At 62.2% G+C, this 15,250-nt stretch carries 12 protein-coding genes; 7 read left to right on the top strand and 5 right to left on the bottom strand.

Annotated features, from left to right (window positions below):
• Genes sitB through E3U32_RS08930 form a run of 3 tightly spaced genes read left to right on the top strand, consistent with a single transcriptional unit; the run spans window position 1 to window position 2,497 of the window.
• On the top strand, window positions 1-807 hold the full coding sequence (gene sitB / locus E3U32_RS08940; protein ID WP_010428383.1) for an iron/manganese ABC transporter ATP-binding protein SitB: 807 nt from the start codon (window positions 1-3) through the stop codon (window positions 805-807).
• A complete protein-coding gene (gene sitC, locus E3U32_RS08935; RefSeq protein ID WP_042713805.1) occupies window positions 804-1,661 on the top strand; it encodes an iron/manganese ABC transporter permease subunit SitC in 858 nt (285 codons plus the stop codon). The genes sitB and sitC overlap by 4 nt, the downstream gene beginning before the upstream one ends.
• Window positions 1,658-2,497 carry a metal ABC transporter permease gene (locus E3U32_RS08930; protein ID WP_134348489.1) on the top strand — a complete coding sequence of 280 codons (840 nt, stop codon included), beginning with the start codon at window positions 1,658-1,660 and terminating at the stop codon, window positions 2,495-2,497. Before sitC ends, E3U32_RS08930 begins: the two co-directional genes overlap by 4 nt.
• Here E3U32_RS08930 and entD read toward each other — a convergent pair.
• The gene (gene entD, locus E3U32_RS08925) at window positions 2,451-3,125 is read right to left on the bottom strand and encodes an enterobactin synthase subunit EntD (RefSeq protein ID WP_134348488.1); all 675 of its coding nucleotides are present in this window, start codon (window positions 3,123-3,125) and stop codon (window positions 2,451-2,453) included. The genes E3U32_RS08930 and entD overlap by 47 nt on opposite strands.
• A gap of 113 nt (window positions 3,126-3,238) precedes the next feature.
• Complete coding sequence (locus E3U32_RS08920; protein WP_134348487.1) at window positions 3,239-5,488, bottom strand: TonB-dependent siderophore receptor; 2,250 nt, start codon at window positions 5,486-5,488, stop codon at window positions 3,239-3,241.
• Between the two features lie 215 nt (window positions 5,489-5,703).
• Between E3U32_RS08920 and fes the strand changes: the two genes are divergently transcribed.
• Genes fes through entF form a run of 3 tightly spaced genes read left to right on the top strand, consistent with a single transcriptional unit; the run spans window position 5,704 to window position 10,980 of the window.
• A complete protein-coding gene (gene fes, locus E3U32_RS08915) occupies window positions 5,704-6,903 on the top strand; it encodes an enterochelin esterase (RefSeq protein WP_134348486.1) in 1,200 nt (399 codons plus the stop codon).
• Window positions 6,904-6,913: 10 nt separating this feature from the next.
• Window positions 6,914-7,126 carry an MbtH family protein gene (locus E3U32_RS08910; protein WP_134348485.1) on the top strand — a complete coding sequence of 71 codons (213 nt, stop codon included), beginning with the start codon at window positions 6,914-6,916 and terminating at the stop codon, window positions 7,124-7,126.
• Window positions 7,123-10,980 (top strand): enterobactin non-ribosomal peptide synthetase EntF, encoded by a 3,858-nt coding sequence (entF, locus tag E3U32_RS08905; protein WP_134348484.1) that lies wholly within the window; start codon window positions 7,123-7,125, stop codon window positions 10,978-10,980. Before E3U32_RS08910 ends, entF begins: the two co-directional genes overlap by 4 nt.
• 87 nt (window positions 10,981-11,067) lie before the next feature.
• Here the strand turns inward: entF and fepC are convergent, their stop codons facing one another.
• The 3 genes from fepC to fepD are packed head-to-tail and all read right to left on the bottom strand — an operon-like array spanning window position 11,068 to window position 13,852.
• Window positions 11,068-11,862, bottom strand: a complete 795-nt coding sequence (fepC, locus tag E3U32_RS08900; protein WP_134348483.1) for an iron-enterobactin ABC transporter ATP-binding protein — start codon at window positions 11,860-11,862, stop codon at window positions 11,068-11,070.
• Complete coding sequence (gene fepG / locus E3U32_RS08895) at window positions 11,859-12,848, bottom strand: iron-enterobactin ABC transporter permease (protein ID WP_134348656.1); 990 nt, start codon at window positions 12,846-12,848, stop codon at window positions 11,859-11,861. Before fepG ends, fepC begins: the two co-directional genes overlap by 4 nt.
• Window positions 12,848-13,852 (bottom strand): Fe(3+)-siderophore ABC transporter permease, encoded by a 1,005-nt coding sequence (gene fepD / locus E3U32_RS08890; protein ID WP_134348482.1) that lies wholly within the window; start codon window positions 13,850-13,852, stop codon window positions 12,848-12,850. Before fepD ends, fepG begins: the two co-directional genes overlap by 1 nt.
• Window positions 13,853-13,960: 108 nt before the next feature.
• On the opposite strand from fepD, the gene entS reads away from it, so the two are divergent.
• Complete coding sequence (gene entS, locus E3U32_RS08885) at window positions 13,961-15,208, top strand: enterobactin transporter EntS (RefSeq protein ID WP_134348481.1); 1,248 nt, start codon at window positions 13,961-13,963, stop codon at window positions 15,206-15,208.
• Window positions 15,209-15,250: the final 42 nt, after the last annotated feature.

The following is a 15,250-nucleotide window of genomic DNA, read 5'->3' as shown; positions in this document are numbered from 1 at the left end:
ATGCACGAGGGGATTGTTGTCTCAGACGTCACCGTGACCTACCGCAACGGCCACACGGCGCTGCGCGACGCGTCGTTCAGCGTGCCGGGCGGATCGATTGCCGCCCTGGTTGGCGTGAACGGTTCCGGCAAATCCACGCTGTTCAAGGCGGTGATGGGCTTTGTGCGGGCGGCGAGCGGCACTATCACCATTCTGGGGCTGCCGCCTCACCGGGCGCTGCGCCAGAACCTGGTCGCCTACGTGCCGCAGTCGGAAGAGGTTGACTGGTCGTTTCCGGTGCTGGTCGAAGATGTGGTGATGATGGGCCGCTACGGGCACATGGGGTTTCTGCGTCGGCCCAAAGATCGCGACAGACAAATCGTGACCGACGCCCTGAAGCGCGTGGATATGCTCGAGCTACGCCATCGGCAGATTGGCGAGCTGTCCGGCGGGCAGAAGAAGCGCGTGTTTCTGGCCCGGGCGATTGCCCAGCAGGGTGAGGTGATCCTGCTCGACGAGCCGTTTACCGGCGTGGACGTCAAAACCGAAGCCAGGATCATCAGCCTGCTGCGCGAGCTTCGCGACGAGGGCAAAACGATGCTGGTCTCGACCCATAACCTGGGCTCGGTCTCGGAGTTTTGTGATTACACGGTGATGGTCAAGGGCACCGTTCTGGCGAGCGGCCCGACGGAAACCACCTTTACCGCCGAAAATCTCGAGCGCGCCTTTAGCGGCGTGCTGCGCCACGTGGTGCTCAGCGGCTCGGAAGATCGCATTATTACCGACGATGAACGCCCCTTCGTGACGCACCGACAGGAGGCAAAATGAACGCGCTTCTCGAACCCTTCGGCTACGAGTACATGCTCAACGCGATGTGGGTCTCGGCGATGGTGGGCGGGCTGTGCGCGTTTCTCTCCTGCTATCTGATGCTTAAAGGCTGGTCGCTGATCGGCGATGCACTGTCGCACTCCATTGTGCCCGGCGTGGCGGGAGCCTACATGCTCGGGTTGCCGTTCTCGCTGGGGGCGTTCCTGTCGGGCGGGCTGGCGGCGGGCAGCATGCTGTTTCTCAACCAGCGCAGCCGCCTGAAGGAGGATGCCATCATCGGGCTGATCTTCTCCTCCTTTTTCGGGCTCGGGCTGTTTATGGTCTCGCTCAACCCGACCTCGGTGAACATTCAGACCATCGTGCTCGGCAATATTCTGGCTATCGCCCCGGAGGATATCGTCCAGCTGGCGATTATCGGCGTGGTGTCGATGGTTATCCTGCTGTTCAAATGGAAAGATCTGATGGTAACCTTTTTTGATGAGAACCACGCCCGCGCCATCGGCCTGCGTCCTGAACGCCTGAAAATCCTCTTCTTTACCCTGCTGGCGGTCTCTACCGTGGCGGCGCTGCAAACCGTCGGCGCGTTTCTGGTGATCTGTCTGGTGGTCACCCCCGGCGCGACCGCGTGGCTGCTGACTGACCGCTTTCCGCGCCTGCTGATGATTGCGGTCGCCATTGGCAGCATCACCAGCTTCCTCGGCGCGTGGGCCAGCTACTATCTGGACGGCGCGACCGGCGGCATTATTGTCGTGGCCCAGACGCTGCTGTTCCTGCTGGCGTTCGTCTTTGCGCCGAAGCACGGGCTGCTCGCCAGCCGCCGTCGCGCACGTCTCGCGCAGGAGGCACACCCATGATGGCGCTGCTCCTTGAACCCTTCCAGTTTGCGTTTATGAACAACTCGCTGCTGATTTCACTCCTGGTGGCCGTGCCCTGCGCGCTGCTGTCGGTTTTTCTGGTGCTGAAAGGCTGGGCGCTGATGGGCGACGCCATGAGCCACGCGGTGTTTCCCGGCGTGGTGCTGGCGTGGATGATGGGCCTGCCGCTGGCGCTGGGGGCGTTTGTGGCCGGGTTGTTCTGCGCGGTCGCCACCGGATACCTGAAGGATAACAGCCGAATCAAGCAGGATACGGTCATGGGGATCGTGTTTTCCGGCATGTTCGGCGCGGGCCTGATCCTCTATATCGCCGTCAAACCCGAGGTGCATCTCGACCACATTCTGTTCGGCGATATGCTGGGCATTAACGGGATGGACATTCTGCAAAGCGGGATCGTGGCGGGGCTGATCGCGCTGGTGATTGGCCTGAAGTGGCGCGACTTTCTGCTGTTCTGCTTTGATTACCAGCAGGCGCAGGCGAGCGGGCTGCGCACCCGCTGGCTGCACTACGGCTTGTTGTGCATGGTCTCGCTAACCATCGTGGCGACGCTGAAGGCGGTGGGGATTATTCTGTCGATTTCGCTGCTGATTGCCCCCGGTGCGGTGGCGGTGCTGATCACCCGACGCTTCCACATGGCGCTGCTGGTCGCGGTCGCCGTTTCAGCCCTCGTGTCGGTAAGCGGTGTATATGCGTCGTTTTATCTCGACAGCGCGCCTGCGCCGACCATCGTAGTGCTGTTCGCAATGGTGTTTATCGTGACGTTCGGGGTCACCAGCGTGAAGGCCCGTCGGCAGGAGAGCGTGACAGCAGGGTGATCGCCTGTTCACCCTGCTGTTGCCAGTGAAGGGTGAAGGCTGCGCCTTCGTTAAAGCCTGCCAGTTGACGAGTCAACGCCAGCGTAAGCGTCTTATCGTCAAGCTCTGTCACCCGGGCGCTGTCAAACCCCATATAAGCCTGCACCCGTGGAAAGAGGGCTTTAAACAGGCTCTCTTTGGCGCTAAACACCAGCGTCAGTGCAAGGGCGAACGGGTATCCCGAGCGGGAAAGCACAGGCTCTTCCTGCACATCGATGACCCCATCCTTTATTTCTCTGGCTTCGTTTTCGGGAAGTATCGCTTCGCAATCGATGCCGATAAGCGCCTGTCGCTCACGGACCACGACCGCCATGGCCTGCGTGCCGCTGTGGGTTATGCTGCCGGAAATACCGTCCGGCCAGAGCGGTTCGCCGCTGGTGCCAATGCCGGGAATGGGGTGATCCGGTAAGGCGTGCGCGGCGGCGATACGACCCGCCAGGTGCTCGGTTTTGCGTTTGCGTCCGGCATCAGCGAGCTGCGCGTGATGCGGAAGCCAGAGGAGATCGGCGTCGGTGAAGGTGGTGGGGTCGAAGGTAATGCGGTGGACGGCGAGGTTGGCGAGAGCAAACGTGCGGTGGGTAGTGTGCATGGGATTTCCTTTAACAACGAATAGTGCGGCCTGATGCCCTCACCCCGACCCTCTCCCACAGGGAGAGGGAGCAAACACTAAAAACGGCAACAGGGTTGCCGTTTTGCTTTCACCTAGAAATGCGTATTCACGCTCATATACCAGGTACGACCCGGCTCATTATACGTATACGCTCCCGCACCGTACATATACGCACCGGTAGTGGCATTTCCGGTGGTCTGGGCATTACCCGCACGCCACTGGCGCTTGTCGAAGACGTTATCCACGCCGCCGGTCAGGCTGACGTTTTTGGTCATGTCCCAGGTCGCGCTCAGGCCAACGATGCTGTACGGGCTGACTTCGTCTTTCTCCGAGCCGGTTACCGGTTGACCTTTGTAGTTGTACTTCTTCGGCTGCTGCTTGCCGTACCAGGTGAAGGTTGACTGGAGCGACACGTCCTGATGGACCTGCCAGCTCAGGGTCGAGTTCAGCGTGTACTCCGGGATGATCGACAGGCGGTCGCCGGTCTCCTTGTTCTTGCTCTGCAGCATGTACGTAATATTGTTGGTCCAGTTAATCGTGTCGCTGACCGGCACGTTCAGGGAGCCTTCCAGGCCTTCAACTACCGCCTTCGGCACGTTTTCCCACTGGTAGATATCGGTCTGCACCTTACCGGAAGAGGTGTGGCCAATCGGTGCGTAGCCCGCTTCAATCTTGTCGCGATAGTCGTTACGGAACCAGGTTACGCCCGCCAGCCAGCCGTCGCGCTTCCACTCCAGACCAATCTCTTTGTTGATGCTGGTTTCGGCCTTCAGGTCGTCGTTGCCCATCATGTAGCAGCCCACGCCGTCGGAGCTTGCGTAGCAGCCCTGGCCTTTGCTGTAGAGCAGGTAGTTCGGGTTAGTCTGGTACAGGCTCGGTGCCTTATAGGCCCGCGCGATACCCATCTTCAGCGTGAAGTTATCCCCCAGACCTTGCGACAGGTTCAGGGAAGGGCTCCAGTTGTTGCCGACGATGGTGTGATGATCGAAGCGCAGTGCCGGGGTCAGCATGGTGCTGTCCGTCAGCTCCATGTTGTTCTCGGCGAACAGCGAGAAGATCTCTGCCGACGTGTACGGGCTTCGATCGTTACTCACGCCCGGAATAGTGCCGCCCTGCTGGGTTTGCGTGAAGGAGGTCGAGTCCTTCATGCGCTGCTGGTTCCACTCGGTGCCCAGCGTCAGGTTCTGGTTGACGAGGAAATCAATCGGCAGGTTGATTTCGCTGTGCAGCATCACGTCGGCCAGGTCGGTGTCGGTGAATTTGTTGCTGTTGAACAGCCCTTCCAGACCACCCGCCAGCCCTTCGCCCAGACGGGAGTTGCGGGTGTGCTCGTACTGCGCCCAGTTGCTGGTGGTGATGCCGTTATCCCAGCCGCCGTTCCAGGTCACCGCGAAGTTCTGGCGATAGATACGGTTGGTCTCTTTGCCGTAGTTTTTCTTCACCAGGCCGCTGGAGCTGTTGTCGTTGTTGGTATTCTGGGTATCGCCGGCGTAGAGGTTATTCTGACGGCTGTAGCCTGCTTCAAACTCCAGGGACTGCATTGGCGCGAAGTCCCAGCGAACCACGCCGTTAATGTCTTTGTTTTCCACACCCTCGCGGCCTGCAGGCAGCGTGTCGGCGTAGGCACCGGTACGATCGGACTGGTGACCCTGGTTGATGTCCCACGCGTCGGCCTGCGTTTTGTCCAGATTACCGAACATGCGGAAGCTGAAATCGCCGCCGAGCGGGCCGCTCAGGCTGAAGTTGGTGCGTTTGGTGGAACCTTCGTCCTTATGTTCTGGCGCATTCAGGTAGGTGTTCCAGGAGCCGTGCCACTGGTCGTCGAACTTTTTGGTGATGATGTTCACCACGCCACCTGCCGCACCGTTGCCGTAGCGTGCGGCCGCCGGGCCGCGGATTACTTCGATGCGCTCAATCATCTCTGGCGGCACCCAGCCGGTATCGCCGCGCGTGTCGCGCTCGCCGCGCCAGCCCAGACGGATGGAGTTACGGCTGGTCACCGGCTTGCCGTCGATCAGGATCAGGGTGTTTTCCGGCCCCATGCCGCGGATATCAATCTGACGGTTATTCCCGCGCTGGCCGCTGGTGGAGTTCCCGGTCAGGTTAACGCCCGGCATGGTTCGGATGATTTCAGCCACGTCGCGCGCGGGCGGGTTTTTACGGATCTCATCGGCGGTGATGGTCGATACACCCGGCGCCTGCAGGTTCTGCTCGGCGGCGGTGATAACCATCGTATCTTCGTGCTGCGCGGAGGCGGTGTTGTCGTCTGCCAGGGCTGGCAGCGCGACGCCGTAAATCCCTAAATTGACCAGCAAGGCCAGGGAGTGAATCTTCTTATTCATTGTATGTCCTGCTTTTCGCGCCGCATCCCCTGTCTCCATTCCCGAAGGGGAGAGGAGGCGGCATGTTGTCACCCGCATGTTGGGCATGATTGTTTTTTGAGCGCGCTTCCCACAGCGCGGCCACTACGCTATTGCAAATGCAAATAGTTATCAATAATATTATCAATAAAGTTTGTCTTGAAACAAAAAAGACTGTTAAACATGAGGTTATAAGGGTGACGGCGTTAACAACGGGAAGTGAAGCGTGGTGGCAGTCGAAAAAAGGGCCTGAATGGACACCGGAAAAGGGACAATATCGCGTCACGTTCTGGTGGCGTGACCCGGCAGGAACGCAACATTCGTCACCGACCAAACGCGTCTGGATCTATATCACCGGCGTGACCGATCACCATCAAAATGCCCGCCCGCAGTCCCTCGAACGCATCCCGGATACCGACGTCTGGCAGTGGCAGGGCGAGTTCAGCCCCGAGTGGCGCGGGAGCTACTGTTTTATCCCCTCTGTGAATGAAGACGATTTTGCCGACGCGGTATTTGAAGGTCAGCAGCCGGAACGCATGGCGCTGCGCGAAGGCTGGCGCAAACTGCTGCCGCACGCGGTGTCTGACCCGCTGAATCCGCAGAGCTGGCGCGGCGGTCGCGGTCATGCCGTCTCGGCGCTGGAGATGCCGGAAGCCCCGGTTCAGCCGGGCTGGCATTATCCGGATACGCTCCACAACGCGCCGGTCTGCATTGAATGGGAAAGCGCGCGCCTGAAGAACCGCCGTCGCGTATGGATTTTCACCACCGGGGACGATAACCCGGAACGCCCGCTGGCGGTGCTGCTCGACGGCCAATTCTGGGCTGAAAGCATGCCTGTCTGGCCTGCGCTCTCATCACTTACTCTCGAAGGCAAACTGCCGCCTGCGGTTTACGTGTTAATCGATGCGATCGACATGGAGCATCGCAACCACGAGCTGCCGTGTAACCCCGATTTCTGGCGGGCGGTACAGGAGGAACTTTTCCCTCTTGTCAAAAACCACGCGCCGTTCAGCGACCGCGCCGACCGTACCGTGGTCGCTGGGCAAAGCTTTGGCGGCCTCTCTTCCCTTTATGCCGCGCTGAACTGGCCCCGGCGTTTTGGCTGCGTGCTGAGCCAGTCCGGCTCCTACTGGTGGCCGCACCGTGGCGGACAGCAGGAAGGGCTGTTAATCGAACAACTTAAAGCGGGTGAGATAACCGCGCGCGGGCTGCGCATCGTCCTTGAGGCCGGGCGCAACGAGCCGCTGATTTTCAATGCTAATCAGGTGATTTACGCCGAGCTATGCGCGCAGCAGCAGGTTTACTGGCGTCAGGTCGACGGCGGGCACGACGCGCTTTGCTGGCGCGGAGGGCTGACGCAGGGGCTGATGACCCTCTGGCAGCCGCTTATTCAATAACGGAGTCTGTATGGAATTCAGCAACCCTTTCGATAACCCGCAGGGACAGTTCGCCATTTTGCAAAACGACCAGGGGCAGTACAGCCTGTGGCCGCAACAGTGCGAGCTGCCGGCAGGGTGGCGCGTGGTATGCGAAGCGCAATCGCAGGACGCGTGCCAGCAGTGGCTGGCGGAACGCTGGCAAACGCTGGAACCGTCTCATTTTGCGGAGGGGAACGCATGAACCGTCTTCCTCTCGTTGCCGCCCAGCCGGGGATCTGGATGGCGGAACAGCTGTCAACATTGCCAAACGCCTGGAGCGTGGCGCACTACACCGAACTGAACGGCGATATTGACGCGCCGCTGCTGGCAAAAGCCATTGCGCAAGGCATGATGCAGGCCGATACCCTGCGGATGCGTTTCAATGAGGACAACGGCGAGGTGTGGCAGTGGGTGGATGAAACCTTAATTCTGCCTGAGCCGTCCATCGTTCGCGTTGATTCCCACGCCGCCGCCGTGGCGCTGATGGAGGCCGATCTCAACCAGAACCTGCGCGTCGACAGCGGCCAGCCGCTGGCGTTTCACCAGCTGATTCAGGTCGGCGAGCGTCAGTGGTACTGGTACCAGCGCTATCATCATCTGGTGGTAGATGGTTTCAGCTTCCCGGCCATTACCCGTCAGATTGCCGCGATTTATGCCGCCTGGAAAAAGGGCGAACCGACGCCTGAATCCCCGTTCACGCCGTTTGCCGAGGTGGTGGAAGAGTATCAGCGCTATCGCGACAGCGAGGCATACGCGCGCGACGGTGCCTTCTGGGCTGAGCAGAGCAAGCAGCTGCCTTCTCCGGTCTCGCTCTCTTCCGCGCCGCTGCCGGGTCGTGCAGCGACAACGGATATCCTGCGGCTGAAAATTGCCGCCGACGGTCGTGCCTTTAGCCAGCTTGCGCAGTCGGCAGGGCAGGTGCAGCGCACCGATCTTGCGCTTGCGCTGGTGGCGCTGTGGCTTGGGCGCCTCACCGGACGGCTGGACTACGCCGCCGGGTTTATCTTTATGCGCAGGATGGGGTCCGCCGCGCTGACCGCGACCGGCCCGGTGCTCAATGTCCTGCCGCTGGCGGTCAATATTAATCCGCAGGAGAGCCTGCCCGCGCTGGCGCTGCGCCTGGCTAACCAGCTGAAAAAAATGCGTCGCCACCAGCGCTACGACGCCGAGCAGATCGTACGCGACAGCGGGAAGGCCGCAGGCGACGAAGCCCTGTTTGGCCCGGTGCTGAACATAAAGATGTTCGATTATCAGCTGGATATCGACGGCGTGGAGGCCATCACCCACACGCTGGCAACCGGCCCGGTGAACGATCTGGAGCTGGCGCTGTTCCCGGACGAGCAGGGCGATCTCCGCATTGAGATCCTCGCCAGTAAACAGCGTTATGACGAAGCAACGCTCGCCCGCCACGTCGCGCGCCTGAACGCGATGCTGATGCAGTTTGCCGCCAACCCGGACCTGCGCTGTGGCGAAGTGGAAACCGTTTCAGAACAGGAATACGCAAAGCTTGCGCGCATCAACGATACCGGGCTGGCGCTGCCGTCCACCACGCTCGCGGGGCTGGTGGCGGAGCAGGCGAACAAAACGCCGGACGCCCCCGCGCTGGCGGATGCAAACGTTGAGCTGAGCTACCGTCAGATGCGCGAGCAGGTCGTCGCGCTGGCAAACCTGCTGCGCGAACGCGGCGTGAAGCCCGGCGACAGCGTGGCGGTGGCCCTGCCGCGCTCGGTGTTCCTGACGCTGGCGCTGCACGGCATTGTGGAGGCGGGCGCCGCGTGGCTGCCGCTGGACACCGGCTACCCGGACGACCGTCTGCGGATGATGCTGGAGGACGCGAAGCCGTCCCTGCTGATCACCACCGACGAGCAGCTTCCGCGCTTTAGCGATCTGTCGATGACTACCTTTAGTTACAACACACTGTTACCGACTGCGGGTGTTGAACAGCTGCGGCTGGCGAAGCCGGAGCAGACGGCGTACATCATCTTTACCTCCGGTTCGACGGGGCGTCCGAAAGGCGTCATGGTGGGCCATACCGCTATCGTTAACCGCCTGAAGTGGATGCAGGATCACTACCCTCTGAACGCGAGCGACGTAGTGGCGCAGAAAACACCGTGCAGCTTTGACGTGTCGGTGTGGGAGTTCTGGTGGCCATTTATCGCCGGGGCGAAGCTGGTGATGGCCGAGCCGGACGCGCACCGCGATCCGCAGGCGATGCAGAGCTTCTTCGCGCAGTACGGCGTGACCACCACCCACTTTGTGCCGTCGATGCTCGCGGCGTTTGTCGCCTCGCTGACGCCGGAAAACGTCGACTGCTGCCGGACGCTTAAACAGGTGTTTTGCAGCGGCGAAGCGTTGCCGACGGAGCTGTGTCGCGAGTGGGAACATCTGACCCATGTGCCACTGCATAACCTCTACGGCCCGACGGAAGCGGCGGTGGACGTCAGCTGGTATCCGGCGTATGGCCCTGAGCTGGCGGCGGTGGAGGGCAACAGCGTGCCGATCGGTTTCCCGGTGTGGAACACGGGGCTGCGCATTCTGGATGCGATGATGCGCCCGGTGCCGTTCGGCGTGGCGGGCGATCTGTATCTCACCGGCATTCAGCTGGCTCAGGGGTATCTGGGCCGTCCGGACCTCACCGCCAGCCGCTTTATCGCCGATCCGTTTGCCCCTGGCGAGCGGATGTACCGCACCAGCGACGTGGCCCGCTGGCTGGACAACGGTGCGGTGGAGTATCTGGGCCGCAGCGACGATCAGCTAAAAATTCGCGGTCAGCGCATTGAGCTGGGTGAAATCGACCGGGCGATGCAGTCGCTGCCGGACGTGGCCCAGGCCGTGGCGCACGCCTGCGTGTTCAACCAGGCGGCGGCAACCGGCGGCGATGCCCGCCAGCTGGTGGGATACGTCGTCTCTGAATCGGGTCTGCCGCTGGACCGCGACGCGCTGCTGGAATCGCTCAAAGCCCAGCTGCCGCCGCATATGGTGCCGGTGGTCTTATTGCAAATCAGCGCGCTGCCGCTCAGCGCGAACGGCAAGCTTGACCGCAAGGCGCTGCCGATGCCGGAACTTACTCGCAAAGCCTCTGGGCGTGCGCCAAAGACGGAAACCGAAGTGGCTGTCGCGCAGGCGTTTGCCGCGCTGCTGGGCTGCGAGGTCAACGACATTGAGGCCGACTTCTTTGCCCTCGGCGGCCACTCGCTGCTGGCGATGCGCCTGGCGGCACAGCTTAGTCGCGCGTTTGCCCGCAAGGTCACGCCGGGACAGGTTATGGTCGCCTCCACGGTCAACAAGCTCAGCGCGCTGCTGGACTCGCAGATGAGCGACGAGCAGGCTCAGCGTCTGGGGTTTGAAACCCTTCTTCCGCTGCGTGAAAGCAGCGGTCCGACGCTGTTCTGCTTCCATCCGGCGTCCGGTTTTGCGTGGCAGTTCAGCGTACTGGCGCGCTACCTCAGCCCGCGCTGGTCCATCATGGGCATTCAGTCGCCGCGCCCGGGCGGGCCAATGCAGCAGTGTGCGGACCTGGATGGGGCGATCGAACATCACCTGAACACGTTGCGTATACAACAGCCGCAGGGGCCATACTATCTGTTCGGTTATTCTCTCGGTGGCACGCTGGTGCAGGGCATTGCGTCGCGTCTTTGCCAGTTGGGGGAAGAAGTGGCCTTCCTCGGCCTGCTGGATACCTGGCCGCCGGAAACCCAGAACTGGGCGGAGAAAGAGGCCAACGGCCTTGACCCGGAGGTGCTGGCGGAAATCGAGCGCGAGCGCCAGGCGTTTATCGCTGCCCAGCAGGGGCAGGGCTCCAGCGAGCTGTTTAACGCCATTGAGGGCAACTACGCTGATGCGGTGCGGTTGCTTACCACGGCGCACAGCGCGCGGTTTGAGGGTAAAGCGACGCTGTTTGTTGCCGAGCGCACGCGCACCATGGATCCGCAGGTCGCGTGGTCGCCGTGGGTAGCGGAGCTTGAGGTGTACAGCCAGGATTGCGCCCACGTGGATATCATTTCACCGCAGGCGTTTGAGTCGATAGGGCCGGTATTGAGGGAGATATTGGGATAACGTCAAAAGCGCCGGGTGGGGGCTACGCCTTACCCGGCCTACACTCGGCTCCCGTAGGCCGGGTAAGGCGTAGCCCCCACCCGGCAATTACCGCCGACCTAACGGAACCACCAGCGGTGTGCCCGCCACCGGATCGTCAATAATCATGCAGCGCATACCGTAGATCCGCTCGATCAGCTCCGGCGTCACAATCTCCTTTGGCGCGCCCTGCGCCACAATCTCGCCGTCGCGCAGCGCAATCAAATGCGTGGCGTAGCGGCACGCCTGGTTCAAATCATGCAGCACCGCCGCCAGGGTATATCCCTGCGTACGGTTCAGCTCGCTCAGCAGCTCCAGCAGGTCAATCTGGTGGCTGATGTCCAGCCAGGTCGTCGGCTCGTCCAGCAGCATGATGGAGGTTTCCTGCGCCAGCACCATCGCGATCCACGCCCGCTGGCGCTGCCCGCCGGAGAGGGTATCCACGCTTTGCAGGGCGAGCTCGGTAATTCCTGTCGCCCGCATCGCCCGGTTGACCGCCTCGTCATCCTCTTTACGCCAGCGGGTAAACAGCGGCTGGTGCGGGTAGCGCCCGCGCGAGACCAGCTCCTGCACCGTGATGTCCCCTGGCGTGGTGGCATTCTGCGCCAGCAGCCCGATGCGCCGGGCAACCTCTTTGCTGGCGAAGCGCTGGATCTGCTCGCCGTCGAGAAACACGCTGCCCTCAACCGGCGTCATCAGGCGGCTCAGCGTGCGCAGCAGGGTCGATTTACCGCAGCCGTTCGGGCCGATAATTGCCGTAAAGTGGCCGTCAGGTATCGCAACGGTTAAATCACGGACAATGATTTTTTTGCCGTAGCCGAGGGTGAGGTTGTCGCCGCGCAAGCGGGTGGTGGTATCGGTCATTTCTTGCGTGACTCCTGAACGAGCAAGACGATGAGGTAAATCCCGCCAAGGCTGACGGTCACTACGCCCACCGGAAGTTGATAAGGCATAAACAGCCGCTGGGCGCAGAGATCGGCGGCCAGCAGGAGCAACGCGCCGCAGAGCGCCGCCTGAGTGAGTCCCCAGCGCGCCGTCCCGCTAAGACGACGCGCGATATGCGGCGCCACGAGCGCGATAAACGAGATCGGCCCGGCGATGGCCGTAGAGGCTGCGGTCAGTAATACCGCCACCAGCATCAGCATCAGGCGTGAACGCTCAACGCCCACGCCCAGCGCGCAGGCGCTGTCGTCGCCCATCTCCAGCAGCCGCATGCGCCGTACCAGCAGCAGCGCGCCGATAAACATCAGCAAAATCAGCGGCGCGGCGGGCCAGGTTTTGCCCCACGTCAGGCCGTTGAGCGAGCCGGCGTACCACAGCCCGGCGGAGAGCGCGGTTTCCAGCGAGGCCTGCAGCAGGAGCCAGGTATTAAAGGCCATCAGCATGGCGCGTATGCCGATGCCAATGATGATCAGGCGGAAGGTGTCGATACCGTTGCGCCAGGCCAGCGCCCAGATAAGCAGGGAAGTGAGAACGCCGCCCGCCATCGCCGTAAAAGTGATGGCCGTCAGGTGCTGACCAAACAGCACCATCGCCACCAGCACGCCGCTCCAGGCCCCGGTGTTGAGGCCCATCACGTCCGGGCTGCCGAGCGGGTTACGCATCAGCGACTGGAAAATCGCACCGCTGACGCCGAGCGCCGCGCCCACCAGAATCGCCATCGCTACGCGCGGCAGTCGCCACTCCGTCACCACCAGGGTGATAGTGCGCGGTGCGCGGCCGGTAAGGGCGTTAAAGACCTGGGCAACGTCGAGCGTGACCGCGCCGCTGCGCAGGCTCCAGACCGCCAGCAGCAAAATGACGACGGTCAGCAGGGCAACGCTGATGATTAACCGACGGGACGGGGCCATCATGCGCCACCTCCGCGCTTACGGCGCACGAGGAAAATCAGTACCGGCGCGCCGATGAAGGCGCTGACCACCGACACGCGCAGCTCTCCGGGCACCAGCAGGCGACCGAGTACATCCGCAAACAGCAGCAGTGCAGGAGTGGCAAGCAACGTCACCGGCAATGACCAGCGGTGATCCGCTCCCACCAGCCAGCGCGCCATATGCGGCATCATCAGGCCGATAAAGGCAATCGGGCCGACCACGGCGGTCGCGCTGCCGCACAGTACGGTGATGGCAAGAAGGCCAATGAGCTGCGTGCGCGCGACGCGGTTGCCAAGCGCGGTAGCGGTGTCGCTGCCGAGGCTCAGGCTGTTGAGCGAACGGCTTAAAAGCAGCGCCACGGCAGCGGCAATCATCACCGGGGTCGCCACCACTTTCAGGGTTTCAAGGGTGCGGATATCCAGCGAGCCGGCTTGCCAGAAGCGCAGCTGGTCGTAGACGTCCGGGTTGAGCAGGGCGATGCCGTTAGACAGCCCTTCCAGTACCGCGCCGAGCGCTACGCCCGCGAGGGTTAAGCGCACCGGGCTCAGCTGCTCGCCGCCCTGGCTGCCGGTAAATGCGACCACCAGCGAGGCGGCCAGCGCGCCGCAGAAGGCCATCACCAGCTGCTCAGACGGAGAGGTCAACCCGAACAGCGCCGCGCCGAGCACGATGGCAAAGCTGGCGCCGGAATTGACGCCGAGAATGCCGGGGTCCGCCAGTGGGTTACGGGTGAGGGTTTGCATCAGCGCACCGGCAAGGCCGAGTGCGCCACCGGCCAGCAGCCCGGCAAGGGTGCGGGGCAGGCGGGCGTCGAGCACGATAACGCAGTCGGCGCTCTGACAGGTGCCGGTGAGCGCATCAACGATAACGGACGCGGGCAGCGGCTTCGCGCCGACCAGCAGACTGAGCGTAATCGCAAGGATCAACAGCAGCAATAAAACGGGCACGGCAGTGGCGCGCACCGAAGAAGAGGGAAACGACATAGCAACATCCATGATTTGATAATGATAGTGATTATCGTTATCTATCTTATTTGGCTATGTTAGCATGTGCGTCCATGGAATGGGTAGAATTACACTCAAGGCTTTGTCATGAATCAAAAATCCTGGCTGCTCAACCTCAGCCTGCTCAAAACGCACCCGGCGTATCGCGCCGTTTTTATCGCTCGCTTTATCTCCATTTTATCCCTTGGCCTGCTTGGCGTGGCCGTGCCGGTACAGATCCAGACCATGACGCACTCCAGCTGGCTGGTGGGGTTATCCGTCACCTTAACCGGCGGCGCGATGTTTATCGGCCTGATGATCGGCGGCGTGCTGGCGGACCGTTACGAGCGTAAAAAGCTGATCCTGCTGGCGCGCGGCACCTGCGGAGTGGGCTTTATCGGGCTGTGTCTGAACGCCATGCTGCCGGAGCCGTCGCTGATCGCCATTTACGTCCTTGGCCTGTGGGACGGCTTCTTTGCCTCGCTAGGCGTGACGGCGCTGCTGGCGGCCACGCCCGCGCTGGTCGGGCGCGAAAACCTGATGCAGGCGGGAGCCATTACCATGCTCACCGTGCGTCTGGGATCGGTGATTTCGCCGATGGTCGGCGGCCTGCTGCTGGCGACGGGCAACGTGGCGTGGAACTACGGGCTGGCGGCGGCGGGGACCTTTATCACCACGCTGACGCTGCTGCGCCTGCCGCTCCTGCCACCTCCGCCGCAGCCGCGCGAGCATCCGCTGAAATCGCTGATGGCCGCTATTCGTTTTCTGTTCAGCAACCCGCTGATTGGCGGCATTGCGCTGCTCGGCGGCCTGCTGACCATGGCGAGCGCGGTGCGCGTGCTTTACCCGGCGTTAGCGGGCGAGTGGCAGATGAGCGCCTCGGAGATTGGCATTCTCTACGCCGCCATTCCGCTCGGCGCGGCGTGCGGGGCGCTGACCAGCGGCAACCTGGCGCAAAGCGCACGGCCGGGGTTGATTATGCTGCTTGCCACGCTGGCCTCGTTTATCGCCATTGGCTTCTTTAGCCTGATGCCGGTGTGGGCGCTGGGCGTGTTGTGCCTGGTGATTTTCGGCTGGCTGAGCGCCATCAGTTCGCTGTTGCAGTACACCCTGATCCAGACCCAGACGCCGGAAGGAATGCTCGGGCGCATCAACGGCCTGTGGACCGCGCAGAACGTCACTGGCGATGCCATTGGCGCGGCGATCCTCGGCGGCCTGGGGGCGATAATGACCCCGGTGGCGTCGGCGAGCAGCAGCGGGTTTGTACTGGCGATGGTTGGTGGGATTTTGTTGGTCGCATTAGCGGAATTGCGTCGGTTCAGGCAGGAGAGTGTGTTGAACGACGGTGCGGCCTGATGCCCTCACCCCGGCCCTCTCCCACAGGGAGAGGGAGGGAAA

Origin of the sequence: Lelliottia nimipressuralis, assembly GCF_004402045.1 — a bacterium.
In the GTDB taxonomy this organism is placed as follows: Bacteria; Pseudomonadota; Gammaproteobacteria; order Enterobacterales; family Enterobacteriaceae; genus Enterobacter; species Enterobacter chinensis.
Note: the sequence above shows the minus strand (reverse complement) of the source record. Positions and strands in the feature narration are given on the sequence as shown.

Excerpts from the sequence above, each read along its gene's own strand:
- entS (WP_134348481.1), top strand. The coding sequence starts at position 13,961 with ATGAATCAAAAATCCTGGCTGCTCAACCTCAGCCTGCTCAAAACGCAC.
- fepD (WP_134348482.1), bottom strand. The coding sequence starts at position 13,852 with ATGTCGTTTCCCTCTTCTTCGGTGCGCGCCACTGCCGTGCCCGTTTTA.
- E3U32_RS08930 (WP_134348489.1), top strand. The coding sequence starts at position 1,658 with ATGATGGCGCTGCTCCTTGAACCCTTCCAGTTTGCGTTTATGAACAAC.
- sitB (WP_010428383.1), top strand. The coding sequence starts at position 1 with ATGCACGAGGGGATTGTTGTCTCAGACGTCACCGTGACCTACCGCAAC.
- E3U32_RS08910 (WP_134348485.1), top strand. The coding sequence starts at position 6,914 with ATGGAATTCAGCAACCCTTTCGATAACCCGCAGGGACAGTTCGCCATT.
- E3U32_RS08920 (WP_134348487.1), bottom strand. The coding sequence starts at position 5,488 with ATGAATAAGAAGATTCACTCCCTGGCCTTGCTGGTCAATTTAGGGATT.
- entF (WP_134348484.1), top strand. The coding sequence starts at position 7,123 with ATGAACCGTCTTCCTCTCGTTGCCGCCCAGCCGGGGATCTGGATGGCG.
- entD (WP_134348488.1), bottom strand. The coding sequence starts at position 3,125 with ATGCACACTACCCACCGCACGTTTGCTCTCGCCAACCTCGCCGTCCAC.
- fepG (WP_134348656.1), bottom strand. The coding sequence starts at position 12,848 with ATGGCCCCGTCCCGTCGGTTAATCATCAGCGTTGCCCTGCTGACCGTC.
- sitC (WP_042713805.1), top strand. The coding sequence starts at position 804 with ATGAACGCGCTTCTCGAACCCTTCGGCTACGAGTACATGCTCAACGCG.
- fepC (WP_134348483.1), bottom strand. The coding sequence starts at position 11,862 with ATGACCGATACCACCACCCGCTTGCGCGGCGACAACCTCACCCTCGGC.